This is a genomic window from Enterobacter sp. D2 (assembly GCF_034427575.1).
GTDB classification, from domain to species: Bacteria; Pseudomonadota; Gammaproteobacteria; order Enterobacterales; family Enterobacteriaceae; genus Enterobacter; species Enterobacter cloacae_M.
In genome coordinates this window covers 349083-373999 of the sequence record NZ_JAXQPP010000001.1, presented here as the reverse complement: position 1 = coordinate 373999, position 24917 = coordinate 349083, and the positions used below count along the sequence as shown (strand labels likewise).

Annotated in this window: 26 protein-coding genes; 21 read left to right on the top strand and 5 right to left on the bottom strand. The window is 54.1% G+C overall.

The genetic code is table 11. The features are described 5' to 3' along the window. Nucleotides 1-3: 3 nt before the first annotated feature. From lnt to rihA, 6 genes are all read left to right on the top strand, one after another. Nucleotides 4-1542, top strand: a complete 1539-nt coding sequence (gene lnt / locus SPG90_RS01755) for an apolipoprotein N-acyltransferase (protein WP_322407875.1) — start codon at nt 4-6, stop codon at nt 1540-1542. Nucleotides 1543-1894: 352 nt separating this feature from the next. Beyond that, complete coding sequence (locus tag SPG90_RS01750) at nt 1895-2800, top strand: amino acid ABC transporter substrate-binding protein (protein WP_008501049.1); 906 nt, start codon at nt 1895-1897, stop codon at nt 2798-2800. Between the two features lie 155 nt (nt 2801-2955). Further along, nucleotides 2956-3696 carry an amino acid ABC transporter permease gene (locus SPG90_RS01745; protein WP_023310756.1) on the top strand — a complete coding sequence of 247 codons (741 nt, stop codon included), beginning with the start codon at nt 2956-2958 and terminating at the stop codon, nt 3694-3696. Beyond that, nucleotides 3696-4370, top strand: coding sequence for a glutamate/aspartate ABC transporter permease GltK (gene gltK / locus SPG90_RS01740; RefSeq protein WP_014883002.1), 675 nt, complete (start codon nt 3696-3698; stop codon nt 4368-4370). Before SPG90_RS01745 ends, gltK begins: the two co-directional genes overlap by 1 nt. Then, the gene (locus tag SPG90_RS01735) at nt 4370-5095 is read left to right on the top strand and encodes an amino acid ABC transporter ATP-binding protein (RefSeq protein WP_014883001.1); all 726 of its coding nucleotides are present in this window, start codon (nt 4370-4372) and stop codon (nt 5093-5095) included. Before gltK ends, SPG90_RS01735 begins: the two co-directional genes overlap by 1 nt. A gap of 120 nt (nt 5096-5215) precedes the next feature. Beyond that, nucleotides 5216-6157 carry a pyrimidine-specific ribonucleoside hydrolase RihA gene (gene rihA, locus SPG90_RS01730; RefSeq protein ID WP_126302892.1) on the top strand — a complete coding sequence of 314 codons (942 nt, stop codon included), beginning with the start codon at nt 5216-5218 and terminating at the stop codon, nt 6155-6157. A 79-nt stretch (nt 6158-6236) separates the two neighbouring features. Here the strand turns inward: rihA and SPG90_RS01725 are convergent, their stop codons facing one another. Beyond that, nucleotides 6237-6719, bottom strand: a complete 483-nt coding sequence (locus SPG90_RS01725; RefSeq protein WP_045402228.1) for a zinc ribbon-containing protein — start codon at nt 6717-6719, stop codon at nt 6237-6239. 214 nt (nt 6720-6933) lie between these two features. Here SPG90_RS01725 and leuS point away from each other — a divergent pair, with 214 nt between their 5' ends. The 14 genes from leuS to lipA all read left to right on the top strand — a co-directional run bounded on the left by leuS (nt 6934) and on the right by lipA (nt 21896). Beyond that, nucleotides 6934-9516 carry a leucine--tRNA ligase gene (gene leuS, locus SPG90_RS01720; RefSeq protein ID WP_045402152.1) on the top strand — a complete coding sequence of 861 codons (2583 nt, stop codon included), beginning with the start codon at nt 6934-6936 and terminating at the stop codon, nt 9514-9516. A 14-nt stretch (nt 9517-9530) separates the two neighbouring features. Next, on the top strand, nt 9531-10100 hold the full coding sequence (gene lptE, locus SPG90_RS01715; RefSeq protein ID WP_045356587.1) for an LPS assembly lipoprotein LptE: 570 nt from the start codon (nt 9531-9533) through the stop codon (nt 10098-10100). Continuing rightward, nucleotides 10100-11131: a DNA polymerase III subunit delta gene (holA, locus tag SPG90_RS01710; RefSeq protein WP_059446433.1), complete on the top strand. Its 1032-nt coding sequence runs from the start codon at nt 10100-10102 to the stop codon at nt 11129-11131. The genes lptE and holA overlap by 1 nt, the downstream gene beginning before the upstream one ends. Continuing rightward, nucleotides 11124-11789, top strand: a complete 666-nt coding sequence (nadD, locus tag SPG90_RS01705) for a nicotinate-nucleotide adenylyltransferase (protein WP_164554873.1) — start codon at nt 11124-11126, stop codon at nt 11787-11789. Before holA ends, nadD begins: the two co-directional genes overlap by 8 nt. Before the next feature lie 269 nt (nt 11790-12058). Then, nucleotides 12059-12376 (top strand): ribosome silencing factor, encoded by a 318-nt coding sequence (gene rsfS / locus SPG90_RS01700; protein ID WP_023334893.1) that lies wholly within the window; start codon nt 12059-12061, stop codon nt 12374-12376. 3 nt (nt 12377-12379) lie between these two features. Then, entirely contained in the window at nt 12380-12847 is a 468-nt protein-coding gene (rlmH, locus tag SPG90_RS01695) for a 23S rRNA (pseudouridine(1915)-N(3))-methyltransferase RlmH (RefSeq protein WP_023310748.1), read from the top strand. Nucleotides 12848-12875: 28 nt separating this feature from the next. Beyond that, nucleotides 12876-14777, top strand: a complete 1902-nt coding sequence (gene mrdA / locus SPG90_RS01690; protein ID WP_032638848.1) for a peptidoglycan DD-transpeptidase MrdA — start codon at nt 12876-12878, stop codon at nt 14775-14777. Nucleotides 14778-14779: 2 nt separating this feature from the next. Further along, nucleotides 14780-15892, top strand: a complete 1113-nt coding sequence (mrdB, locus tag SPG90_RS01685; protein ID WP_023310746.1) for a peptidoglycan glycosyltransferase MrdB — start codon at nt 14780-14782, stop codon at nt 15890-15892. A 16-nt stretch (nt 15893-15908) separates the two neighbouring features. Then, the gene (gene rlpA / locus SPG90_RS01680) at nt 15909-17021 is read left to right on the top strand and encodes an endolytic peptidoglycan transglycosylase RlpA (RefSeq protein WP_045402139.1); all 1113 of its coding nucleotides are present in this window, start codon (nt 15909-15911) and stop codon (nt 17019-17021) included. 139 nt (nt 17022-17160) lie between these two features. Further along, nucleotides 17161-18372 (top strand): D-alanyl-D-alanine carboxypeptidase DacA, encoded by a 1212-nt coding sequence (dacA, locus tag SPG90_RS01675; RefSeq protein WP_014069323.1) that lies wholly within the window; start codon nt 17161-17163, stop codon nt 18370-18372. A gap of 106 nt (nt 18373-18478) precedes the next feature. Beyond that, nucleotides 18479-18742 (top strand): DUF493 family protein YbeD, encoded by a 264-nt coding sequence (gene ybeD / locus SPG90_RS01670; protein WP_006177135.1) that lies wholly within the window; start codon nt 18479-18481, stop codon nt 18740-18742. Between the two features lie 94 nt (nt 18743-18836). Further along, a complete protein-coding gene (lipB, locus tag SPG90_RS01665; protein WP_045402138.1) occupies nt 18837-19478 on the top strand; it encodes a lipoyl(octanoyl) transferase LipB in 642 nt (213 codons plus the stop codon). Between the two features lie 291 nt (nt 19479-19769). Further along, complete coding sequence (locus SPG90_RS01660; RefSeq protein WP_032665064.1) at nt 19770-20723, top strand: YbeF family transcriptional regulator; 954 nt, start codon at nt 19770-19772, stop codon at nt 20721-20723. A 207-nt stretch (nt 20724-20930) separates the two neighbouring features. Beyond that, entirely contained in the window at nt 20931-21896 is a 966-nt protein-coding gene (gene lipA / locus SPG90_RS01655) for a lipoyl synthase (RefSeq protein WP_013097595.1), read from the top strand. Nucleotides 21897-21978: 82 nt separating this feature from the next. On the opposite strand, the gene tatE is transcribed toward lipA, so the two are convergent. Together tatE and SPG90_RS01645 are read right to left on the bottom strand one after the other, a co-directional pair. Beyond that, on the bottom strand, nt 21979-22182 hold the full coding sequence (tatE, locus tag SPG90_RS01650; protein WP_023310742.1) for a twin-arginine translocase subunit TatE: 204 nt from the start codon (nt 22180-22182) through the stop codon (nt 21979-21981). Nucleotides 22183-22307: 125 nt separating this feature from the next. Next, complete coding sequence (locus SPG90_RS01645; RefSeq protein WP_047173414.1) at nt 22308-23096, bottom strand: deaminated glutathione amidase; 789 nt, start codon at nt 23094-23096, stop codon at nt 22308-22310. 67 nt (nt 23097-23163) lie between these two features. Between SPG90_RS01645 and crcB the strand changes: the two genes are divergently transcribed. Next, the gene (gene crcB / locus SPG90_RS01640; RefSeq protein WP_023310740.1) at nt 23164-23547 is read left to right on the top strand and encodes a fluoride efflux transporter CrcB; all 384 of its coding nucleotides are present in this window, start codon (nt 23164-23166) and stop codon (nt 23545-23547) included. 219 nt (nt 23548-23766) lie between these two features. Here the strand turns inward: crcB and cspE are convergent, their stop codons facing one another. Continuing rightward, entirely contained in the window at nt 23767-23976 is a 210-nt protein-coding gene (cspE, locus tag SPG90_RS01635; RefSeq protein ID WP_002439184.1) for a transcription antiterminator/RNA stability regulator CspE, read from the bottom strand. A gap of 190 nt (nt 23977-24166) precedes the next feature. Further along, entirely contained in the window at nt 24167-24784 is a 618-nt protein-coding gene (pagP, locus tag SPG90_RS01630) for a lipid IV(A) palmitoyltransferase PagP (protein WP_047173413.1), read from the bottom strand. Nucleotides 24785-24917: the final 133 nt, after the last annotated feature.

The following is a 24917-nucleotide window of genomic DNA, read 5'->3' as shown; positions in this document are numbered from 1 at the left end:
TAAATGGCATTTGCCCCATTGCTTGAACGCCAGCGCGTCCGTTTGCTGCTGGCGCTGTTACTCGGAGCCAGCGGTACGCTGGCTTTTTCTCCTTACGACATCTGGCCTGCGGCCATTCTTTCCCTGATGGGGCTTCAGGGTCTGACCCTGAACCGTCGTCCGGTACAGGCTGCAGCTATCGGCTACTTCTGGGGACTGGGGCTGTTTGGCTCAGGTATTAACTGGGTCTACGTCAGCATCGCCCAGTTTGGCGGTATGCCGGGCCCGGTTAACGTCTTCCTGGTGGTACTGCTCGCCGCGTATCTCTCACTTTATACCGGTCTGTTCGCCGGCATCCTTTCTCGCCTGTGGCCCAAAACCAGCAGGCTGCGCGTTGCCATTGCCGCACCAGTGGTCTGGCAAATCACGGAATTCCTGCGCGGCTGGGTGCTGACCGGCTTCCCGTGGCTGCAGTTCGGCTACAGTCAGATTGACGGCCCGCTCAAAGGCCTGGCGCCGGTAATGGGCGTTGAGGCCATCAACTTCCTGCTGATGGTGGTGAGCGGCCTGCTGGTTCTGGCGCTGGTCACGCGCTGCTGGAAGCCGCTGGTTATGGCGCTGGTGCTGTTCGCCCTTCCCTTCCCGCTGCGCTATATCCAGTGGTTCACGCCTGAGCCCGCGCGCGCCATGCAGGTTTCCATGGTGCAGGGGAATATCCCGCAGTCCATGAAGTGGGACGAGAAAGAGCTGCTGAACACGCTGAAGATCTACGCCAACGCCACCGAAGAGGTGATGGGTAAATCGCAGCTGATTATCTGGCCGGAGTCTGCCATTCCCGATCTGGAAATCAATCAGCAGCCGTTCCTCAACATGATGAACGACCTGCTGGTGGCGCGCGGCAGCACGCTAATCACCGGGATTGTCGATGCGCGTCTGAATCAGCAGAACCGCTACGACACCTACAACACCATCATTACGCTCGGCAAAGACAGCGAATACAGCTACCACTCCACTGACCGGTACAACAAGAACCACCTGGTGCCGTTTGGTGAATTTGTCCCGCTGGAGTCGATTCTGCGCCCGCTGGCCCCGTTCTTCGACCTGCCGATGTCCTCTTTCAGCCGCGGCCCATACGTACAGCCTCAGCTGCACGCGCACGGCGCAGCCCTGACGGCGGCTATCTGCTACGAAATCATCCTCGGCGAGCAGGTGCGCGATAACTTCCGCCCTGATACGGACTATCTGCTGACCATCTCCAACGATGCCTGGTTTGGTAAGTCAATCGGCCCGTGGCAGCACTTCCAGATGGCACGTATGCGCTCTCTGGAGCTGGCGCGTCCGCTGCTGCGCAGTACCAACAACGGCATCACCGCTGTGATTGGTCCGCAGGGCGAGATTCAGGCGATGATCCCGCAGTTTACCCGCGAGGTGCTGACCACTAAAGTTACGCCAACCACGGGGCTGACGCCATATGCGCGCACCGGCAACTGGCCGCTGTGGGTACTGACCGCGCTGTTCGGCTTTGGCGCGGTGCTGATGAGCCTGCGTCCGCGTCGTAAATAACCTTTCCTTCTGTTGCCGGGTGGCGTAGCCGCTACCCGACAATTTTCTCCAGACTCCCATTCTGGCACGCCTATTGCTTTGTTTATTCAGGTAAACGCAGTTTGGCTTAACGTGCAACTTTGTCGCACCAGCGTAGATCATCGGCAGCACCGAAACGGTGCAACGGGAGATATTTGCCTCTGAATGGTGCGGCGCGCTTCGCAAAAATAAACAATAACGCAGCAAAATCTTTACATTAAGCCAGACTAAATGTTAACAAGCTTGCATAACACTGCACTCGCACTGCGCGAGATATAACAACATCACAATGGGTATCAATGCGTCGCTGGCGCTGATAAAAAAGGAGTTGGGTATGCAATTACGTAAACTGGCCACAGCAATGCTGGTTATGGGAATGTCTGCAGGCGTGGTTCACGCTGAAGATGCTCCGGCAGCAGGCAGCACTCTCGACAAGATTGCCAAAAACGGCGTGATCGTGGTCGGCCACCGTGAATCTTCTGTCCCGTTCTCTTACTACGACAACACGCAAAAAGTCGTGGGCTATTCACAGGATTACTCCAACGCCATCGTTGAAGCTGTGAAGAAAAAGCTGAACAAACCTGACCTGCAGGTGAAGCTGATCCCAATCACTTCACAGAACCGTATTCCACTGCTGCAAAACGGCACCTTTGACTTCGAGTGTGGCTCCACCACCAACAACCTCGAGCGTCAGAAACAGGCTGCCTTCTCTGACACCATCTTTGTCGTGGGCACCCGTCTGCTGACGAAGAAAGGCGGCGAGATCAAAGACTTCGCTGACCTGAAAGGCAAAGCGGTTGTTGTGACCTCTGGTACGACGTCAGAAGTGCTGCTGCACAAGCTGAACGACGAGAAGAAAATGGATATGCGCATCATCAGCGCGAAAGACCATGGCGACTCCTTCCGTACCCTGGAAAGCGGTCGTGCCGTCGCGTTTATGATGGATGATGCTCTGCTGGCGGGCGAACGTGCGAAAGCGAAAAAACCAGACAACTGGGATATCGTCGGTACCGCGCAGTCCAAAGAAGCCTACGGCTGTATGCTGCGTAAAGACGATCCGCAGTTCAAAAAGCTGATCGATGACACCATCGCCCAGGTACAGACCTCCGGCGAAGCGGAGAAATGGTTCGACAAGTGGTTCAAGAACCCGATTCCACCAAAAAACCTAAACATGAATTTTGAACTGTCTGACGACATGAAAGCGCTGTTCAAATCTCCAAATGACAAGGCTCTTAACTAATTAGAACTACAGGGGCGGGATCTCCTGCCCTCTCGATTGTCGGGAAGCATGGACAGACTATACGTTGAGTGGTCGTTCCCCACTCAGCGCGAAAAATGAGCTTCTCACCAATCTTCGAGGGTAGCGCTGCTACCCTTTTTTTTCTGGAGTTTATTATGTCAATAGACTGGAACTGGGGCATATTCCTGCAACAAGCCCCGTTCGGCAACACCACCTATCTTGGCTGGCTGTGGAGCGGCTTTCAGGTCACCGTGGCACTATCGATAACGGCGTGGATTATCGCGTTTCTTGTCGGTTCTCTGTTCGGTATTCTGCGCACCGTCCCTAACCGTTTTCTTTCAACGCTTGGCACCCTGTATGTGGAACTGTTCCGTAACGTTCCGCTGATCGTGCAATTCTTTACCTGGTATCTGGTCATCCCGGAACTGCTGCCGGAAAATATTGGCATGTGGTTCAAGTCGGAGCTGGATCCGAACGTGCAGTTCTTTGTCTCCTCCATGATGTGTCTGGGGCTGTTTACCGCTGCGCGCGTTTGCGAGCAGGTGCGTGCCGCCATTCAGTCATTGCCGCGTGGACAAAAAAATGCGGGCCTGGCAATGGGCCTGACGCTGCCCCAAACCTACCGCTACGTGCTGCTGCCTAACGCCTACCGCGTTATCGTTCCGCCGATGACCTCCGAGATGATGAACCTGGTGAAAAACTCGGCCATCGCCTCGACTATCGGCCTGGTCGACATGGCCGCGCAGGCGGGCAAGTTGCTGGATTACTCCGCTCACGCGTGGGAATCCTTCACCGCGATTACGCTCGCGTATGTTCTGATTAACGCTTTCATCATGCTGGTGATGAACCTGGTTGAACGCAAAATCCGCCTGCCGGGTAATCTGGGGGGCAAATAATGTACGAATTTGACTGGAGTTCTATCGTTCCATCCATGCCTTACCTGCTTGATGGACTGGTGATTACCTTAAAAATCACCGTTATCGCCATCATCATTGGTATCGTCTGGGGTACCCTGCTGGCCGTCATGCGCCTGTCGAGCTTTAAGCCGCTCGCCTGGTTTGCGACCGCCTACGTTAACGTGTTCCGTTCCATCCCGCTGGTGATGGTGCTGCTGTGGTTTTACCTGATTGTGCCCGGTTTCCTGCAGAACGTGCTGGGGCTTTCGCCGAAAACCGATATCCGTCTGATCTCCGCCATGGTGGCGTTCTCAATGTTCGAGGCCGCTTACTACTCGGAGATTATCCGAGCTGGCATTCAGAGTATCTCCCGCGGGCAATCCAGCGCCGCGCTGGCACTGGGGATGACGCACTGGCAGTCCATGCAGCTCATTATTCTGCCGCAGGCGTTTCGCGCCATGGTTCCGCTCCTGCTGACCCAGGGCATCGTGCTGTTCCAGGATACCTCGCTGGTCTACGTTCTGAGTCTGGCAGACTTCTTCCGTACCGCGTCAACCATCGGTGAACGTGATGGTACGCAGGTCGAAATGGTGCTCTTCGCGGGTGCGGTCTATTTTGTGATTAGTTTAAGCGCGTCGCTGTTGGTCAGCTGGCTGAAGAAAAGGACGGTATAATGATTTCCCTGAAAAATGTTTCTAAATGGTATGGGCACTTTCAGGTGCTGACCGACTGCTCCACCGAAGTCAAAAAAGGCGACGTGGTGGTGGTGTGCGGGCCGTCCGGCTCCGGTAAATCGACGCTGATCAAAACCGTCAACGGACTGGAGCCGGTGCAGCAGGGTGAGATCGTCGTCAACGGCACCAAGGTCAACGACAAGAAAACCAACCTCGCTCAGCTTCGCTCTCACGTTGGCATGGTGTTCCAGCATTTTGAGCTGTTCCCTCACCTCTCCATTATTGAGAACCTGACGCTGGCGCAGGTAAAAGTGCTTAAGCGTGATAAAAAAGCGTCGCGCGAGAAAGGTCTGAAGCTGCTGGAACGCGTTGGGCTTTCGGCGCATGCCGATAAGTTCCCGGCACAGCTTTCTGGCGGCCAACAGCAGCGCGTGGCGATCGCCCGCGCGCTGTGTATGGATCCGGTGGCAATGCTGTTTGATGAGCCAACGTCGGCGCTCGATCCAGAGATGATCAACGAAGTGCTGGACGTAATGGTCGAGCTGGCTCACGAAGGGATGACCATGATGGTGGTGACCCACGAAATGGGCTTCGCCCGTAAAGTGGCCAACCGCGTGATCTTTATGGACGAAGGGAAAATTGTTGAAGACTCACCGAAAGAAGAGTTCTTCGCTAACCCGAAATCCGAGCGTGCGAAAGATTTCCTTGCGAAAATCCTGCACTAACCTTCCCGGTGCGCAATCTGCGGATTGCGCACTGCTTCACGCTTTCACTCAGTTCCTCTCGTCGGCGTCACATTGCAGCATTAACCTTGTCACAAAATAACGCTACGTATGGAGAACGCTATGGCACAGCCTATTATTCTCGATTGCGATCCGGGTCATGACGACGCGATCGCGCTCGTCCTCGCTCTTGCCTCCCCTGAACTCGAGGTAAAAGCCGTCACCTCGTCCGCCGGAAACCAGACGCCAGACAAAACCCTGCGCAACGTGCTGCGCATGCTCACGCTGCTCAAACACACCGATATTCCTGTCGCCGGCGGGGCCGTGAAGCCGCTGATGCGCGAGCTGATTATTGCCGACAACGTTCATGGTGAAAGCGGGCTGGATGGTCCGGCACTGCCGGAGCCGGGCTTCACGCCGCAAAACTGTACCGCCGTGGAGCTGATGGCGAAGGTGCTGCGTGAGAGTGCAGAACCGGTAACGCTGGTGGCAACCGGACCGCAAACCAACGTTGCGCTGCTGCTGAACAGCCATCCTGAGCTGCATAATAAAATTGCCCGTATTGTGATTATGGGCGGGGCAATGGGGCTGGGGAACTGGACGCCTGCGGCGGAGTTCAACATCTTTGTCGACCCGGAAGCGGCGGAAATCGTCTTCCAGTCTGGCTTACCGATTGTGATGGCAGGGCTGGACGTTACCCACCGCGCGCAGATTATGGCGGACGATATTGAGCGATTCCGCTCCGTGGGTAATACGGTCGCGACAACCGTGGCCGAACTGCTCGACTTCTTTATGGAGTATCACAAAGCCGAGAAATGGGGCTTCCACGGCGCGCCGCTGCACGACCCGTGCACCATTGCCTGGCTACTGAAGCCGGAGATGTTCACCACGGTGGACAGATGGGTTGGTGTTGAGACGCAGGGAAAATACACCCAGGGAATGACGGTGGTGGATTACTACTCGCTGACGGGGAATAAAGCGAATACCACGGTGATGGTGGATATCGATCGCGAGGCGTTTGTGGATTTGCTGGCGGAGAGACTGGCTTACTATAGTGCAGCCTGATGCCCTCACCCCAACCCTCTCCCACGGGGAGAGGGGGCAAACACTAAAAACGGCAACATAGTTGCCGTTTTGCTTTTATTTAGGGCTCAAACGGCCGACGCTGGAACTGATCGTGGCCGCATTTCGGACACAGCGGCAGGACATCCGGCGTATATACCGCAATATGATGGTGGCAATTCTCGCACACCAGATTTCCCAAGCCGACCACCTCTCCACTGTGATAAACACCGTGATGGTTCAAATCCTGAAAGACCTCGCGCCACTCCAGCTGCGTTTTATCCGTGATGTCGGCCAGCTCTTGCCACAGGCTCTCTTTAATCACCCGCATAAAAACGCTGTCCGTGACCTCCTCCTGACTCTCCTGGTAGCTGCGCGCGAACTCTTCCAGATCGCGACGCACGGCGCGCGTCACCTCTTCCACTTCGGTTCGCGTTAACTCACCCGTTTTCGTCACGCGGGCACGCGCCTGCTCCACCAGCGCATCGATATCTCGCTCGCCGTTACGCAGCCGTTCCGTCAGTGTCGCCACCAGTTCGCGGTAAAATTGAGCAACCTTGTTCATCATTTTGCCTCCCGGGTAAGTAACTATTTCTAATAATAGACCTTATTTCATCGCCGCTTTGTCAGGTGAAGCACAGACCCGGTAAATTCCTGCAAAGCGCATTTGTGCGAAAGGCTGTTTTGACGCGGGCGTTTGGGCTATGCTATGCGGATCTGAATTACCACATCCATTGGCTACATTTGTAGCTGTATTGAAAACAGGACCACTGGCTGCCATGCAAGAGCAATACCGCCCGGAAGAGATAGAATCAAAAGTCCAGCAACACTGGGACGAGAAGCGCACCTTTGAAGTAACCGAAGACGAGAGCAAAGAGAAGTATTACTGCCTGTCGATGCTTCCCTATCCTTCTGGTCGACTACACATGGGCCATGTGCGTAACTACACCATCGGCGATGTGATTGCACGCTACCAGCGCATGCTGGGTAAAAACGTTCTGCAGCCTATCGGCTGGGATGCGTTCGGTCTGCCTGCGGAAGGCGCGGCGGTCAAAAACAACACCGCTCCGGCGCCGTGGACGTACGACAACATCGCGTACATGAAAAACCAGCTCAAAATGCTGGGCTTTGGCTATGACTGGAGCCGCGAGCTGGCAACCTGTACCCCGGAATACTATCGTTGGGAGCAGAAGTTCTTCACCGAGCTGTACAAAAAAGGCCTGGTGTATAAGAAGACCTCTGCCGTTAACTGGTGTCCAAATGACCAGACCGTTCTCGCGAACGAACAGGTTATCGACGGCTGCTGCTGGCGCTGTGACACCAAAGTTGAGCGTAAAGAGATCCCACAGTGGTTTATCAAAATCACCGCTTACGCTGATGAGCTGCTGAACGATCTGGATAACCTGGATCACTGGCCAGATACCGTTAAGACCATGCAGCGCAACTGGATCGGCCGTTCTGAAGGCGTGGAGATTACCTTCAACGTTGAGAACTACGACCAGACTCTGACTGTCTACACCACCCGTCCGGACACCTTCATGGGCGCGACCTACCTGGCCGTAGCCGCAGGTCATCCGCTGGCGCAGAAAGCGGCGGAAAACAATCCGGAGCTGGCGTCATTCATCGATGAGTGCCGCAACACCAAAGTGGCCGAAGCCGACATGGCGACGATGGAGAAAAAAGGGGTTGATACCGGCTTTAAAGCCATTCACCCACTGACAGGCGAAGCAATCCCTGTCTGGGCCGCCAACTTCGTTCTGATGGAGTACGGCACTGGCGCCGTGATGGCTGTTCCGGGTCACGACCAGCGCGACTACGAATTTGCCACCAAATATGGCCTGACCATCAAGCCTGTCATCCTGGCGGCTGACGGTTCAGAACCAGACCTGTCTGAACACGCCCTGACTGAAAAAGGCACCCTGTTCAACTCCGGTGAATTTAGCGGTCTGAGCTTCGAAGAGGGCTTCAACGCCATCGCCGATAAGCTGGCCTCTCTGGGCGTGGGCGAACGTAAAGTTAACTTCCGTCTGCGCGACTGGGGCGTGTCCCGTCAGCGTTACTGGGGTGCGCCAATCCCGATGGTGACGCTGGAAGATGGCACCGTGATGCCAACGCCAGAAGATCAGCTCCCGGTGATCCTGCCGGAAGACGTGGTCATGGACGGTATCACCAGCCCGATTAAAGCCGATCCTGAGTGGGCAAAAACCACCGTTAACGGACAGCCTGCGCTGCGTGAAACCGACACCTTTGACACCTTTATGGAGTCATCCTGGTACTATGCGCGCTACACCTGCCCGCAGTATCAGGACGGTATGCTCGATTCCGATGCGGCAAACTACTGGCTGCCGGTTGATATCTATATCGGCGGCATCGAACACGCCATCATGCACCTGCTCTACTTCCGCTTCTTCCACAAACTGATGCGCGATGCAGGCATGGTGAACTCTGACGAACCAGCAAAACAGCTGCTGTGTCAGGGCATGGTGCTGGCAGATGCGTTCTATTATGTTGGTGCCAACGGCGAGCGTAACTGGGTTTCACCGGTTGATGCGATCGTCGAGCGTGACGAGAAGGGCCGTATCGTTAAGGCGAAAGACGCCGAAGGTCATGAACTGGTCTACACCGGCATGAGCAAGATGTCCAAGTCGAAAAACAACGGTATCGATCCGCAGGTGATGGTTGAGCGTTACGGTGCGGATACCGTGCGTCTGTTCATGATGTTTGCCTCTCCGGCGGACATGACCCTGGAATGGCAGGAGTCCGGCGTGGAAGGGGCGAACCGCTTCCTGAAACGCGTCTGGAAACTGGTTTACGAACACACGGCACTGGGCGATGCCCCGGCGCTGAACGCCGCCGCACTGACTGAAGATCAGCAGGCGCTGCGTCGCGATGTTCATAAAACGATTGCGAAAGTGACCGATGATATTGGTCGTCGTCAGACCTTCAATACCGCAATTGCGGCTATTATGGAACTGATGAACAAGCTGGCGAAGGCTCCGCAGGACGGCGAGCAGGATCGTGCCTTAATGCGTGAAGCGCTGCTTGCTGTTGTTCGCATGCTGAACCCGTTCACTCCGCATGTCAGCTTCACCCTGTGGCAGGAGCTGAAAGGCGAAGGCGATATCGACAACGCGCCGTGGCCGCAGGCTGACGAATCAGCGATGGTAGAAAACACGACGCTGGTTGTGGTCCAGGTAAACGGCAAAGTCCGCGGTAAAATTACCGTGGCGGTCGATGCAACCGAAGAACAGGTCCGCGAGCGCGCGGGCCAGGAACCTCTGGTCGCAAAATATCTTGAGGGCGTTACCGTACGTAAAGTGATCTACGTACCGGGTAAACTGCTCAATCTGGTCGTTGGCTAAGCGCGGGAGGAAACGTGCGACAACTGGCAACAATACTCTTATCACTGGCGGTGCTTGTCACCGCCGGCTGTGGCTGGCACCTGCGCAATACCACGGCGGTGCCTGCTGAGATGAAAACGATGATTTTCGACTCATCAGATCCGAATGGTCCACTCAGCCGGGCAATTCGTAATCAGCTGCGTTTGAACGGCGTTGAGCTTGTTGAGAAACAAACGCTGCGCCAGGACATTCCCTCTCTGCGTGTCCTGGGGATGACTCTCGGCAAAGATACGGCATCTATCTTCCAGGATGGTCGTACCGCAGAATACCAGATGGTTATGACGGTCAACGCAGCGGTCCTGATCCCGGGTAAAGACATCTATCCGATCAGCACGAAAGTGTACCGTTCGTTCTTCGATAACCCGCAGACGGCGCTGGCAAAAGATGCCGAACAGCAGATTATCATCAACGAAATGTACGACAAGGCGGCGGAACAGCTGATCCGTAAACTGCCAGGTATTGCAGCGTCTACCAGACAAGGCTCTGACATTGTTGAAAAACCCGTTGCCGGCACGCTTCCTGCTGCTAACTCTCTGGGTAAATGATGATCAGGCTGTATCCTGAACAACTCCGCGCGCAGCTCAAAGAAGGGCTGCGCGCGGCGTATCTGCTTCTTGGAAACGATCCCTTATTACTTCAGGAAAGCCTGGATGCCGTGCGGCATGAGGCCGCCTCTCAGGGCTTCGATGAGCACCACACCGTCCAGCTGGATAACAACACCGACTGGAATGCCCTCTTCTCACTCTGTCAGGCGATGAGCCTTTTTGCGTCGCGCCAGACTATTCAGATCCTGCTGCCGGAAAACGGCCCTAACGCGGCCATCAATGAACAGCTGGCCACGCTGGTCAGCCTGCTTCACAGCGATCTGCTGCTGATTGTGCGCGGCAACAAGCTCACCAAAGCGCAGGAAAATGCGGCGTGGTTCACCCAACTCGCTGCCCACGCGGTGCAGGTGACCTGTCAGACGCCTGAACAGGCGCATCTGCCCAAATGGGTGGCAGCGAGAGCGAAGCAGAACAACCTTCAGCTGGATGATGCGGCGAACCAACTGCTCTGCTACTGCTATGAAGGTAACCTGCTGGCCCTGGCGCAGGCGCTGGACAGACTCTCCCTGCTCTGGCCGGATGGCAAGCTGACCTTGCCGCGCGTCGAGCAGGCCGTTAACGACGCGGCGCACTTCACGCCGTTCCACTGGGTGGACGCGCTGCTGTCGGCGAAAAGCAAACGCGCCCTGCATATTCTGCAACAGCTGCGTCTCGAAGGGAGCGAACCGGTTATTTTGCTGCGTACGCTGCAGCGCGAATTGCTGCTGCTGATTACGCTCAAGCGTCAGTCTGCCCATACGCCGCTGCGTTCGCTGTTTGATAAACACCGCGTGTGGCAAAATCGCAGGGCTTTGACCACCGAGGCCGTCAACCGCCTGAGTCATGAACAGCTTCGTCAGGCTGTGCAGCTTCTGATGCGCGCTGAGCTCACGTTAAAACAAGATTACGGCCAGTCGGTCTGGGCGGAGCTGGAAAGCCTTTCCCTGCTGCTCTGCCACAAGGCGCTGGCAGACGTTTTTATTGATGGATAGCATGCATTCTTTACAGGCCTTATATGGCGGCACCTTCGACCCGGTACATTACGGGCATCTGAAGCCGGTTGAAATTCTGGCGAATCTGATCGGACTTCAGCGCGTCACCATCATGCCCAACAATGTCCCGCCCCATCGTCCACAGCCCGAGGCGACTAGCGAGCAGCGAAAAGAGATGCTTGCCCTTGCCATCGCAGATAAACCGCTCTTCCGACTTGACGAGCGTGAGCTGCGTCGCGACACGCCCTCCTGGACGTCTCAGACGCTTCAGGAGTGGCGCGCCGAACAAGGACCAGACCAGCCGCTTGCCTTTATCATCGGCCAGGATTCTCTGCTGAATTTCCCTACGTGGCATCAGTATGAAACCATCCTGGAGAACAGCCACCTGCTCGTCTGCCGCCGTCCCGGCTATCCGCTGACCATGCGCGAAGCGCAGTACCAGCAGTGGCTGGAAGACCATCTCACCGATAATGTTGAAGATCTTCACAACCAGCCTGCCGGGAAGATCTATCTGGCGGAAACGCCGTGGTTCGATATCTCTGCGACTCTCATTCGCGAGCGTTTACAGCAGGGTTTAGCGTGTGACGATCTGCTGCCAACCCCGGTGCTGGCCTATATCCACGCGCACGGTTTGTATCAGAAAAGCGCAGATGAATAGCCGGAGAGCATAAAAAGCGGCTTATTGTTTATCCTGCCTTGACAGGGTAAGCCATACTGTTATTCTCCGCTGCCAGACTTTCCCGCCGATCATTGCTTTACAGAAATTGTTTTACAAAAATGGCAATGCAATCTCAGGCGGAGGGTGGGATGATACCCGCCTTCAAAAGCCCGGCCGGAGACATTTGTCCCGACGCAGGCGTGAGTTCAGGTATACTGTCTGGCTACGAATTCAAAGTTTTACAATCTCATTCACCCCAGGGGGAAAACTTGCAGGGTAAAGCACTCCAGGATTTTGTTATTGACAAAATTGATGACCTGAAAGGTCAGGACATCATCGCTATCGACGTTAAGGGTAAATCCAGTATTACCGACTGCATGATCATCTGCACCGGTACATCGACGCGTCATGTTGTTTCAATTGCCGATCACGTGGTTCAGGAATCGCGTGCAGCAGGGCTGTTACCGCTGGGTGTTGAAGGTGAAGCGACGGCTGACTGGGTGGTAGTCGACCTCGGCGATGTGATTGTCCACGTCATGCAGGACGAGAGCCGTCGCCTGTATGAGCTGGAAAAACTCTGGGGTTAATGCGTGAAGTTGCAGCTGGTCGCCGTCGGCACCAAAATGCCGGACTGGGTACAAACCGGTTTTACTGAATATCTGCGTCGTTTTCCAAAAGACATGCCGTTCGAGCTGGTGGAAATTCCCGCCGGTAAGCGCGGCAAGAACGCTGATATCAAACGTATTCTCGATAAAGAGGGCGAACTGATGCTGGCTGCCGCAGGCAAAAACCGCATCGTCACCCTCGATATTCCAGGTAAACCCTGGGATACGCCGCAGCTGGCGCAAGAACTGGAGCGCTGGAAGCAGGATGGTCGTGACGTCAGTCTGTTGATTGGCGGACCAGAAGGGTTATCCCCTGCCTGCAAAGCGGCGGCTGAACAAAGTTGGTCTCTCTCCGCGCTGACGCTTCCCCACCCGCTCGTTCGGGTACTGGTGGCAGAAAGCCTGTATCGCGCGTGGAGCATTACTACCAACCACCCCTATCACCGCGAGTAATGACTGACCAGGGTAGATTAAGCAGCGGATGAAACTACAGAATTCTTTTCGCGACTATACGGCTGAGTCCGCGCTGTTTGTGCGCCGGGCGCTGGTCGCCTTTACCGGGATTTTGCTGCTTACCGGCGTGCTGATCGCCAACCTCTATAATCTGCAAATTGTCCGCTTTACCGACTACCAGACGCGTTCAAACGAAAACCGCATTAAGCTGGTGCCTATCGCACCCAGCCGCGGCATTATTTACGATCGTAACGGCACACCGCTGGCGTTGAACCGCACCATCTATCAAATCGAGATGATGCCGGAAAAAGTCGATAATGTTCAGGATACGCTGGAAGCGCTGAAAAGCGTTGTCGACCTTAACGATGACGATATCGCGGCCTTCAAAAAAGAGCGCGCCCGCTCTCACCGCTTCACCTCGATTCCGGTTAAAACCAATCTTACGGAAGTCCAGGTGGCCCGCTTTGCGGTGAATCAGTACCGTTTCCCCGGCGTGGAAGTGAAGGGATATAAGCGTCGCTACTATCCCTACGGCTCCGCGCTGACGCATGTGATTGGCTACGTTTCCAAGATTAACGACAAAGACGTCGACCGCCTTGATAAAGACGGCAAGCTGGCCAACTACGCTGCTACGCACGATATCGGTAAGCTGGGGATCGAACGTTACTACGAAGACGTTCTGCACGGACAAACCGGCTATGAAGAGGTTGAAGTTAACAACCGCGGCCGCGTGATCCGCCAGCTGAAAGAAGTGCCGCCTCAGGCGGGGCATGACGTCTATCTGACGCTCGACCTCAAACTTCAGCAGTACATCGAGACCCTGCTGGCGGGTAGCCGTGCAGCCGTTGTGGTCACCGATCCTCGTACCGGCGGCATCCTGGCGATGGTCTCCATGCCTAGCTATGACCCGAACCTCTTTGTTGACGGCATTTCCAGTAAAGACTATTCCGGTCTGCTGAATGACCCGAACACGCCGCTGGTGAACCGCGCGACGCAAGGGGTTTACCCGCCGGCATCAACGGTTAAACCGTACGTGGCGGTCTCTGCGCTGAGTGCTGGCGTCATCAACCGTAATACCAGCCTGTTCGACCCGGGCTGGTGGCAGCTGCCGGGTTCAGACAAGCGCTATCGTGACTGGAAAAAATGGGGCCACGGTCATCTGAACGTCACCAAATCGCTGGAGGAGTCTGCGGATACCTTCTTCTATCAGGTGGCGTATGACATGGGTATCGACCGTCTGTCAGAGTGGATGAGCAAATTCGGCTACGGGCATTACACCGGCGTGGACCTTTCAGAAGAACGTTCTGGTAACATGCCAACGCGTGAATGGAAGCTGAAGCGCTTTAAAAAACCGTGGTATCAGGGCGACACCATTCCGGTGGGTATCGGTCAGGGCTACTGGACGGCAACGCCGCTTCAGATGAACAAAGCCATGATGATCCTCATCAATGACGGCGTGGTGAAAGTGCCGCATCTGCTGCAGAGTACGGTTGAAGACGGCAAAAAAGTGCCGTGGAACCAGCCGCATGAAGCCCCGGTGGGTGACATACATTCAGGCTTCTGGGAAATTGCGAAAGACGGTATGTACGGCGTGGCAAACCGCCCGAACGGTACCGCACACAAGTATTTCGCCGGGACGCCGTACAAAGTGGCGGCGAAGTCCGGTACTGCGCAGGTGTTTGGTCTTAAGGCCAATGAAACCTATAACGCGCACCGCATTGCTGAACGTCTGCGTGACCATAAGCTGATGACGGCGTTTGCTCCTTATGACAACCCGCAGGTCGCGGTGGCAATGATTCTCGAGAACGGCGGTGCCGGGCCTGCAGTAGGGACCATCATGCGCCAGATCCTTGACCACATTATGCTGGGTGATAACAACACCGAACTGCCGGCTGAAAACCCGGCCGCCGCTGCGGCGGAGGACCAATAATCATGACGGATAATCCAAATAAAAAATCGCTGTGGGACAAAATCCACATCGACCCAGCCATGCTGCTGATCCTGCTGGCTCTGCTGGTTTACAGCGCGCTGGTTATCTGGAGCGCCAGCGGCCAGGACATCGGGATGATGGAGCGCAAAATCGGCCAGATTGCCATGGGTCTAATTATCATGGTGGTGATGGCGCAGATCCCGCCGCGCGTCTACGAAGGCTGGGCGCCCTATCTCTACATCTTCTGTATTATTCTGCTGGTTGCGGTCGATGCGTTTGGCGCCATTTCAAAAGGGGCGCAGCGCTGGCTGGATCTGGGCGTTGTCCGCTTCCAGCCCTCTGAAATTGCCAAAATCGCCGTTCCACTAATGGTGGCACGCTTTATCAACCGCGACGTCTGTCCGCCGTCTCTGAAGAATACCGCTATCGCGCTGGTGCTGATTTTCCTGCCAACGCTGCTGGTTGCGGCACAGCCTGACCTGGGGACCTCAATCCTTATTGCCCTCTCCGGCCTGTTTGTCCTGTTCCTGTCGGGACTGAGCTGGCGCCTGATTGGTATCGCGGTGGTGCTGATTGCGGCTTTCATTCCTATCCTGTGGTTCTTCCTGATGCATGATTACCAGCGCCAGCGCGTCATGATGCTGCTCGATCCGGAAACCGATCCGCTGGGCGCGGGCTATCATATTATTCAGTCCAAGATTGCGATTGGCTCCGGCGGCCTGCGCGGTAAAGGCTGGCTGCACGGCACGCAGTCGCAGCTGGAGTTTTTACCGGAACGCCACACCGACTTTATCTTTGCGGTACTGGCGGAAGAGCTGGGGCTGGTTGGCATCTTAATATTGCTGGCGCTGTACGTCCTGCTGATCATGCGGGGATTGTGGATTGCAGCGCGCGCGCAAACCACCTTTGGTCGCGTCATGGCCGGCGGGTTGATGCTGATTTTATTCGTTTATGTCTTCGTAAATATTGGTATGGTGAGTGGTATTCTGCCGGTGGTAGGCGTACCGCTGCCGCTGGTGAGTTACGGAGGCTCGGCACTGATCGTGTTGATGGCCGGGTTTGGTATCGTGATGTCGATCCATACCCACAGAAAAATGTTGTCAAAAAGCGTATAAAAATAAGGGGATCGGAATGCGTAAGCAGTGGCTGGGGATCTGCATCGCGGCAAGTTTACTTGCGGCCTGCACAAGTGATGATGGTCAGCAACAGGCAACCGTCGCGCCGCCGCAGCCTGCGGTATGTAATGGCCCGATCGTTGAAATCAGCGGTGCCGATCCCGTTTATGAACCGCTGAATGCCAGTGCCAATCAGGATTACGAGCGCGATGGCAAAAGCTATAAAATTGTTCAGGATCCTTCCCGTTTCAGTCAGGCGGGCTTTGCCGCCATTTATGATGCCGAGCCAGGAAGTAACCTGACGGCTTCCGGGGAAGCGTTCGACCCAATGCAGCTGACGGCGGCACACCCGACGCTGCCGATCCCGAGCTACGCCCGTATCACCAACCTGGCGAATGGCCGTATGATCGTCGTGCGGATCAACGACCGTGGACCTTACGGGAATGACCGGGTGATTTCCCTGTCGCGCGCGTCTGCCGATCGCCTGAACACCTCGAACAACACCAAAGTCCGTATTGATCCGATTATCGTCGCACAGGATGGTTCGCTCTCCGGGCCGGGTACCGCGTGTACGACGGTGGCAAAACAGACCTATGCCCTTCCTGACCGCCCAAATCTTGACGGCGGAATGGGAAGCGTCTCGTCTCCGGCAGAGCCAGCTCAGCCGGGGGGAGAAATTCGCCCGATCAGCAATGACACGCTGCAAAGCGAGGATTCTACCGGCGCGCCGGTAAAGAGTAGCGGCTTTCTTGGCGCACCGACGACCTTAGCCTCGGGCGTGCTGGAAGGCAGTGAGCCGACTCCGGCCCCTGCTCCCGTTGCTGCGCCAGCGACCCAGCCGGCTCCCGTAACGGCGCCAGCGGCCACGCAAAGTGCGGCGGTGGCGGCTCCAGCAGCGGCCAGCGGCAACTATGTGGTTCAGGTAGGCGCAGTGAGCGATCAGGCCCGGGCCAAGCAGTACCAACAGCGTCTGAGCCAGCAGTTTGGCGTACCGGGACGCGTTGAGCAGAACGGCGCGGTCTGGCGCATTCAGATGGGGCCGTTTGCCAGCAAATCGCAGGCCGCATCCCTGCAGCAGCGTCTGCAGAATGAAGCTCAACTTCAGTCATTTATCGCTGTTGCGAAATAATTAACCGGCGGTATCCGAATTGTCAGTTAGTGTAAAACACATTCACAAACTCATGCTTAAAGTCGGATGCCTGCCTGAATAGCATTTGCTATAGTAAGGCACTTTTTTTAATTCCATCACGGATGTCGTAGTTCTGACCATGAAGACCACTTTTTCTGCTCGTTTTGTGCAGCGCATGGCGCTGACCACGGCCCTTTGCGCTGCTGCGCTCTCTGCAGCTCACGCCGATGACCTGAATATCAAGACCATGATCCCTGGCGTTCCGCAAATCGACGCGGAATCCTACATCCTGATCGATTACAACTCTGGCAAAGTACTGGCAGAACAGAATGCCGATGCCCGCCGTGACCCGGCCAGCCTGACCAAAATGATGACCAGCTACGTTATCGGCCAGGCGATGAAGGCAGGTAAATTCAAAGAATCGGATCTGGTCACCATCGGTAACGATGCGTGGGCAACCGGGAACCCTGTTTTCAAAGGTTCCTCTCTGATGTTCCTGAAGCCGGGTATGCAGGTTCCTGTTTCCCAGCTGATTCGCGGTATCAACCTGCAGTCTGGTAACGATGCCTGCGTGGCGATGGCCGATTTCGCCGCCGGTAGCCAGGATGCCTTTGTGGGCCTGATGAACAGCTACGTTACCGCGCTGGGTCTGAAAAACAGCCATTTCCAGACCGTACACGGCCTGGACGCAGACGGTCAGTACAGCTCCGCACGTGATATGGCCCTGATTGGTCAGGCGCTGATCCGCGATGTACCTAACGAATACTCTATCTATAAAGAGAAAGAGTTCACCTTCAACGGTATTCGTCAGACCAACCGTAACGGCCTGCTGTGGGATAACAGCCTGAACGTTGACGGCATCAAAACTGGCCACACCGACAAAGCGGGCTACAACCTGGTGGCCTCTGCCACTGAAGGTCAGATGCGTCTGATCTCTGCCGTGATGGGCGGCCGCACCTTTAAAGGTCGTGAAACAGAAAGCAAGAAACTGCTGACCTGGGGCTTCCGCTTCTTCGAAACCGTGAATCCACTGAAAGCAGGCAAAGAGTTTGCGTCTGAACCCGTCTGGTTCGGCGACAACGACCGTGCTTCACTCGGCGTTGATAAAGACCTCTACCTGACCATTCCACGCGGTCGCATGAAGGATCTGAAAGCCAGCTACGTGCTGAACAGCACCGAGCTGCATGCCCCGCTGCAGAAAAACCAGGTTGTGGGCACGATCAACTTCCAGCTGGATGGAAAAACGATCGATCAGCGTCCGCTGGTTGTCCTGCAAGAAATTCCTGAAGGCAATTTCTTCGGCAAAATCATTGATTACATTAAATTGATGTTCCACCACTGGTTTGGTTAAAAATTGAACACTTGAAAGTGTGATTTTGATCCCCATATACTAAGTATCCTGATAACTCCCATCTGACGTGGGAGTTATTATTTTTTGACGTTACGCCGGAGCTGACATGAAAACCAAACTTAACGAACTGCTTGAATTCCCTACCTCATTTACCTACAAAGTAATGGGTCTGGCGAAACCTGAGCTGGTTGATCAGGTGGTTGAAGTGGTACAGCGCCATGCGCCGGGTGACTACTCTCCGTCAGTAAAACCAAGCAGCAAGGGCAACTACCACTCTGTCTCTATTACCATCACTGCGACACACATTGAGCAGGTTGAAACGCTGTACGAAGAGCTCGGCAATATCGAAATTGTTCGTATGGTGCTGTAGTCCCTTTGCGGTTACCCGGTTTGCCGGGTAACCCCTCTCCCCGCTGTGATATACTCCCCCACACCTTTTGTCCCTCGTCTTCGGAGACGCAGTTTTGTATCAGGATAAAATTCTGGTCCGTCACCTCGGCCTGCAACCTTATGAGCCTGTCTCCCAGGCTATGCATGACTTCACCGATTCACGCGATGACAGCACCCCGGATGAAATCTGGCTGGTCGAACACCTGCCGGTATTTACGCAGGGCCAGGCGGGTAAAGCAGAGCATTTGCTAATGACGGGAGATATCCCGGTTATTCAGAGCGATCGCGGCGGTCAGGTCACTTATCATGGGCCCGGGCAGCAGGTGATGTACGTCCTGCTCAATCTGAAACGCAGAAAGCTTGGCGTACGTGAACTGGTTACCTTACTGGAACAAACTGTCGTCAACACGCTGGCGGAATATGGTATTGACGCGCATCCACGCGCCGATGCGCCAGGCGTTTACGTTGGGGAAATGAAGATCTGCTCCCTGGGGCTGCGTATTCGTAAAGGCTGCTCATTCCATGGCCTGGCCTTGAATATTAATATGGACCTCGCGCCTTTCCAACGCATTAACCCCTGCGGCTATGCCGGCATGGAAATGACGCAGGTACGCCAGTGGGTTGAAACCGCTACGCCAGAAACTATTCGTCCAGTGCTTTTAAAGCAGATGTTAGCGCTACTTAACAATCCCCCATACGAATATATCCCTGCTTAATACATCATACAACATGGCTCGATAATTTGGCGGGCCACTGTTTATTTACCGCTTTTGCACTTTACAATAATCCACAGATTCTATATTTTCGAAGCGCCCGAATATTACCGCCACATATTATTTAGCCTCCAGCAAGCACGGCAAACACGGCATAAGTAACGTGAGCAATAATCACTCAACTGTTTGTTTTTGATAAACAAGTGAAACAAAACCAACACTTTACGAATCTCTACAAGCATAATAAATAAATTCAACTATCATTCATATTGTGAATGTATACGGAGTGAAAGCGTGGAGTATAATAATTTACCAGCCAAACGACTGAATGAACCCGGTGGCGAAGACAAGCCACAAATTTTTCGGACTTTACGTAATATTGATCTCAATTTACTGACTATTTTTGAGGCGGTATATGTCCATAAGGGTATCGTTAACGCTGCGAAAATTCTTAATCTCACGCCATCAGCAATAAGCCAGTCAATCCAAAAGCTTCGCGCTATATTTCCTGACCCATTATTTATCCGCAAGGGCCAGGGGGTAACGCCAACGGCTTACGCCACGCATCTCCATGAGTACATCAGTCAGGGGCTGGAGTCGATTCTGGGCGCGCTGGATTTAACCGGAAGCTATGATAAGCAGCGAACCATCACCATCGGCTGTTCCCCTTCTGTAGGGGTGCTGGTGATGCCGGCGATCTTCCAGGCCGTGAAAGAACATGCTCCGCAGCTCCTGCTTCGTAACGTGCCTCTCAATGAACCAGACATTCAGCTTGCCCAGTTCCAGACGGACCTGATTATTGAAAGCGGCAGCTTCAGTGCCAGAGCGCTGGGGCAAAATGTGCTTTATGCGGATAACCTGGTACTGGTTTGCCGCCAGCAGCATCCTGCTCTTAGCGAGCCGTTAACCATCGAAAACCTGCGCAACTACGATCACTCATCTTTCATGACCGAAGGGCAATCTAATCACGCACTTCGTCAGCGTATTGATGAAATTTTCCCGGAACGTCAGATCAGCTTCAGCAGTTACAATATGTTTACCACCGCATCCCTGATCGGCAGCAGCGACATGCTGTGCGTTATGCCATCACGCCTGTACAGTCTGCTACAAAAATGCTGGCCGCTGGAAAGCATCCCGCTCAGTCAGCTTAATGCGGAATCTATCGAGATTTCACTGCATTATAACAAGCTGAGTTTGCGCGACCCGGTCCTGGAAAACGTCATCCGCATTATCCGTCAGGCCTTCTGACAGGTTTAGCCAGCACAAGTCCCTGCAACCCGCAGGGCAAAAGGCACAAAACAACAACTATTTTACAAATTGGCGATCTGGCAGGCTGCTTTAACGACCGTTTCAATGATATACTGCCTGTCGTTCGTTCAAAAATAGTTGATAAATACAACATTCCCTTGAATTGAAACGCTTTCCTTCGATATTCGCAACTGGAACACGCACGCTATGAGTAAACCCATTGTGATGGAACGCGGTGTTAAATACCGCGATGCCGATAAAATGGCCCTTATCCCGGTTAAAAACGTGGCTACAGAGCGCGAGGCGCTGTTAAGAAAACCGGAATGGATGAAAATCAAACTTCCGGCCGACTCTTCGCGTATCCAGGGGATCAAAGCGGCGATGCGCAAGAATGGCCTTCACTCCGTCTGTGAAGAAGCCTCTTGCCCGAACCTTGCTGAATGTTTCAATCATGGTACCGCGACGTTTATGATTCTGGGTGCTATCTGTACCCGCCGCTGCCCGTTCTGCGATGTTGCTCATGGCCGTCCAGTCGCGCCTGATGCTAACGAACCCCAGAAACTGGCGCAGACCATCGCCGACATGGCGCTGCGTTATGTGGTTATCACGTCCGTTGACCGTGACGACCTGCGTGACGGTGGTGCTCAGCACTTCGCCGACTGCATTACGGCCATTCGAGAGAAAAGCCCTAACATCAAAATCGAGACGCTGGTGCCTGACTTCCGCGGCCGTATGGACCGTGCGCTGGATATCCTGACCGCAACGCCGCCAGATGTGTTTAACCACAACCTGGAGAACGTGCCGCGTCTTTACCGTCAGGTCCGTCCGGGCGCTGACTACAACTGGTCCCTGAAGCTGCTGGAGCGTTTCAAAGAAGCGCATCCGCATATTCCGACCAAGTCTGGTCTGATGGTGGGTCTGGGTGAAACCAATGATGAAATCATCGAGGTGATGCGCGATCTTCGCCGCCACGGTGTGACCATGTTGACCCTCGGACAGTATCTGCAGCCAAGCCGTCACCACCTGCCGGTACAGCGCTACGTGAGCCCGGACGAATTCGATGAAATGAAAGCCGAAGCGATGGCGATGGGCTTCACCCATGCTGCCTGCGGCCCATTCGTTCGCTCCTCATACCATGCCGATATGCAGGCTAAAGGCGAAGAAGTTAAATAATGCTGTAATATTCATTTACAGTAATACAAAAAAACCGGCCTCATGAGCCGGTTTTTTTTTCGCAAGCCCTCAGGCGTTGCTGTCACTCTTTGTGAGAAAGCTTGTCTGCCGGGACGTCATCCTCGGCGCTTTTCTTCGCCGCTGCATCATCATCGTTCATCGCTTTCTTAAAGCCTTTGATGGCAGCCCCCAGGTCACCACCCAGCGTGCGTAACTTCTTGGTACCAAACAGCAGGACGACCAGTGCGGCAACCACCAGCAGTTTGGTAATACTAATCTCACCCATAGATACCTTCTTTACTTAAAACAGGCTGCATTCAGCGCCAAAACCTGACTGTATTAACGGTCATTTAGCGCGTGCACACAATAGCAATCTGTAACAAGGTGAATCAAGCATTGTTGAAAAAAACATCACAATAATTGCGGTGGCGCAAACCGACGATTGCGAAGAACGGGTAATTGCTGACGCGCAAGCGCAATTCTCTCTAAGTTTATCTCCGCCACCAACAAATACGGGGCTTCAGCGGCGGCGGCGATCGTCACCCCCAGCGGATCAACCACCCTGCTTTGCCCGATGTTTTTCGTGCCACATTCTCCTGCGGCAACGACATAGCAGGTTGTATCCAGCGCGCGCGCCGCAAGCAGCGTTGCCCAGTGGTGCTCTTTTAACGGCCCTCTGACCCACGCGGCAGGGAGTACCAGCACGTTCGCCCCCTGCAGCGCCAGATGCAGCGCCAGCTCGGGAAAACGCAGGTCATAGCACGTCATCAGCCCGATCTTAAATCCGTCAATCTCCAGCAGCGGAGGGAGCTCGTCTCCGGGGTCAACGCGACGCGACTCCTGGATGCTGAACGCATCATAGAGATGAAGCTTGGCGTAGCGTGCGACGATGGTCCCGTTACGAATCACCACCAGCGTATTGACTGCTCGACCCGGCGTGGAGGGAACATGGATCGTTAAGATCGTCGTCATCGTATTGCCCGCGCTTTGGGCGAGCAATTGCTGTAAGAATTCGCCATCCAGCGGCTGCGCGGACTTCACGGATAAATCCGGGTCATTATCGTCCCTGGCCAGCAGCGCCTCGGGGAGAACCAACAGCGACGCGCCTTTCTGCCGGGCCTGCATCATCAGTTCGACGCATGTTCTCGCATTCTGATGCCAGTCAGGCGTGACGGCAAACTGCCCTACCGCTACATACATATTTGTCCCCTCATCATAAACGGCGTTAAACTCGCTACTCTTACACATCAAATAGCAGGTATTTAGCGTGTTACAACTACTTTTAGCCGTTTTTATTGGTGGGGGAACGGGTAGCGTTGCGCGATGGTTTCTGAGTATGCGGTTTAACCCCCTGCATCAGGCGATTCCCATGGGGACGCTGGCCGCTAACCTGATTGGTGCCTTTATCATCGGCATGGGGCTGGCCTGGTTTAACCGAATGACGCACATTGACCCAATGTGGAAGGTATTGATTACCACCGGATTCTGCGGCGGTTTGACCACCTTCTCAACCTTTTCTGCGGAAACGGTTTTTCTCTTTCAGGAAGGCCGCATTGGCTGGGCGCTGATGAATATGGCGATCAATATGTTCGGCTCGTTTGCGATGACGGGGATCGCATTTTGGCTATTTTCTTCCGCAAGCGCGCATTAACAGCCGAACCGTTAATGTTGGCTTAATTATTCTCTGTCACTCTAAATGCAATACTGAACGAGGGTGACAGAATGAAACAGAGTCTGATGAGCGCAGGAATGGTGTTGGTGAGCGTGCTGATCGTAGCCAGCTTCCTGAAAATGTATCTGCTTGGCTGATTCAAAACGAAAAAAACCCGCTCAGTGAGCGGGTTTTGAAATTCTTGCTGACGCGTCTGAATTACAGAGCGATTACGTTAGCAGCAGAAGGGCCTTTGGCACCGTTAGTGATTTCGAACTCTACACGCTGACCTTCAGCCAGAGTTTTGAAACCATTAGACTGGATTGCAGAGAAGTGTACGAACACGTCTTTGCTGCCATCTTCAGGAGTAATGAAACCGAATCCTTTGGACTCATTAAACCACTTAACGTTACCTTTAATCTTAGACATCAAAATTACCTTTACATTAAAAAACGACACAAATGCTGTGTCGGTTATCAGTACATCAATTGTGGGACCTTTTGTCCAGCGGATCTTTGATAAAAAGTGACTAAAGTCGCGTTAATTTTCACTGACAGATTTTTATCGCTTATGAATCAACAACTGCGCGTTTTATCACCAGCATGTAACGTTTTGTCAGTTAAAACTGAAAACGCATCCAGGCGAAGTAAACGTTACCGTTGTTGTACGTACCCGGGATGTAGGTCATCTGGAACGTTGCGGGACCATAGCCAATAGAGGCCAAAGGCAGTAGGACCGGGATCGGAATATAGTTCCAGTTGTCACGTGCAGTGACCCCGGCGGTATAGCCCAAACCGACGTGGAAGTTCTCGTCCGCTAGCGGACGCCAGGTTTTCTCCCAACCATACCCCCCAATCGGTTCCCATTTATTAAACGAGTCTTTGAAGGCCATCAGATAGATGCCATGCCAGTTTCCCTTTTCATCCCAGCGCGACTGGCCAAAACCCGCGCCCCACGGACGCTCGTTGTATTTATCGGTTTTCTCTTTGTCATAAGCAAAACGCGCATGCCACGTTATTGCCGGGACATAGAGATCATAATGTTCAGGTGCCGTCCATGTCTGGGAAACATTATCCGTAAAGGTTGAGAACCAGCCTTTACCCGTCGCGTTGCTTTCTGCCTGAGCAACAGAAGAAAACGTTAACTGCCCAAAAATAAACAACAAAATAGAGAAAAATGTATTACGTACGATCACAATGCAATTACCATTCTTAGTATTCGAGGCAAAGTTTACCATAAAATAGTTGAATCAAGGCTTAACGACATCAGCTTTATTCCTAATTATTCGGGCTCTTTCCGGGAATATTCTTAAAGAAAGCGAGAGATACGTGCAAATAAGCCCACAAGGGGTGTGACTTTCACATTACTCT

Coding starts and splice junctions, on each gene's coding strand:
- rlpA (WP_045402139.1), top strand. CDS start 15,909: ATGCGTAAGCAGTGGCTGGGGATCTGCATCGCGGCAAGTTTACTTGCG.
- SPG90_RS01745 (WP_023310756.1), top strand. CDS start 2,956: ATGTCAATAGACTGGAACTGGGGCATATTCCTGCAACAAGCCCCGTTC.
- tatE (WP_023310742.1), bottom strand. CDS start 22,182: ATGGGTGAGATTAGTATTACCAAACTGCTGGTGGTTGCCGCACTGGTC.
- rihA (WP_126302892.1), top strand. CDS start 5,216: ATGGCACAGCCTATTATTCTCGATTGCGATCCGGGTCATGACGACGCG.
- pagP (WP_047173413.1), bottom strand. CDS start 24,784: ATGGTAAACTTTGCCTCGAATACTAAGAATGGTAATTGCATTGTGATC.
- mrdA (WP_032638848.1), top strand. CDS start 12,876: ATGAAACTACAGAATTCTTTTCGCGACTATACGGCTGAGTCCGCGCTG.
- gltK (WP_014883002.1), top strand. CDS start 3,696: ATGTACGAATTTGACTGGAGTTCTATCGTTCCATCCATGCCTTACCTG.
- lipA (WP_013097595.1), top strand. CDS start 20,931: ATGAGTAAACCCATTGTGATGGAACGCGGTGTTAAATACCGCGATGCC.
- leuS (WP_045402152.1), top strand. CDS start 6,934: ATGCAAGAGCAATACCGCCCGGAAGAGATAGAATCAAAAGTCCAGCAA.
- SPG90_RS01645 (WP_047173414.1), bottom strand. CDS start 23,096: ATGTATGTAGCGGTAGGGCAGTTTGCCGTCACGCCTGACTGGCATCAG.
- SPG90_RS01735 (WP_014883001.1), top strand. CDS start 4,370: ATGATTTCCCTGAAAAATGTTTCTAAATGGTATGGGCACTTTCAGGTG.
- SPG90_RS01725 (WP_045402228.1), bottom strand. CDS start 6,719: ATGAACAAGGTTGCTCAATTTTACCGCGAACTGGTGGCGACACTGACG.
- mrdB (WP_023310746.1), top strand. CDS start 14,780: ATGACGGATAATCCAAATAAAAAATCGCTGTGGGACAAAATCCACATC.
- cspE (WP_002439184.1), bottom strand. CDS start 23,976: ATGTCTAAGATTAAAGGTAACGTTAAGTGGTTTAATGAGTCCAAAGGA.
- SPG90_RS01750 (WP_008501049.1), top strand. CDS start 1,895: ATGCAATTACGTAAACTGGCCACAGCAATGCTGGTTATGGGAATGTCT.
- dacA (WP_014069323.1), top strand. CDS start 17,161: ATGAAGACCACTTTTTCTGCTCGTTTTGTGCAGCGCATGGCGCTGACC.
- holA (WP_059446433.1), top strand. CDS start 10,100: ATGATCAGGCTGTATCCTGAACAACTCCGCGCGCAGCTCAAAGAAGGG.
- ybeD (WP_006177135.1), top strand. CDS start 18,479: ATGAAAACCAAACTTAACGAACTGCTTGAATTCCCTACCTCATTTACC.
- nadD (WP_164554873.1), top strand. CDS start 11,124: ATGGATAGCATGCATTCTTTACAGGCCTTATATGGCGGCACCTTCGAC.
- lnt (WP_322407875.1), top strand. CDS start 4: ATGGCATTTGCCCCATTGCTTGAACGCCAGCGCGTCCGTTTGCTGCTG.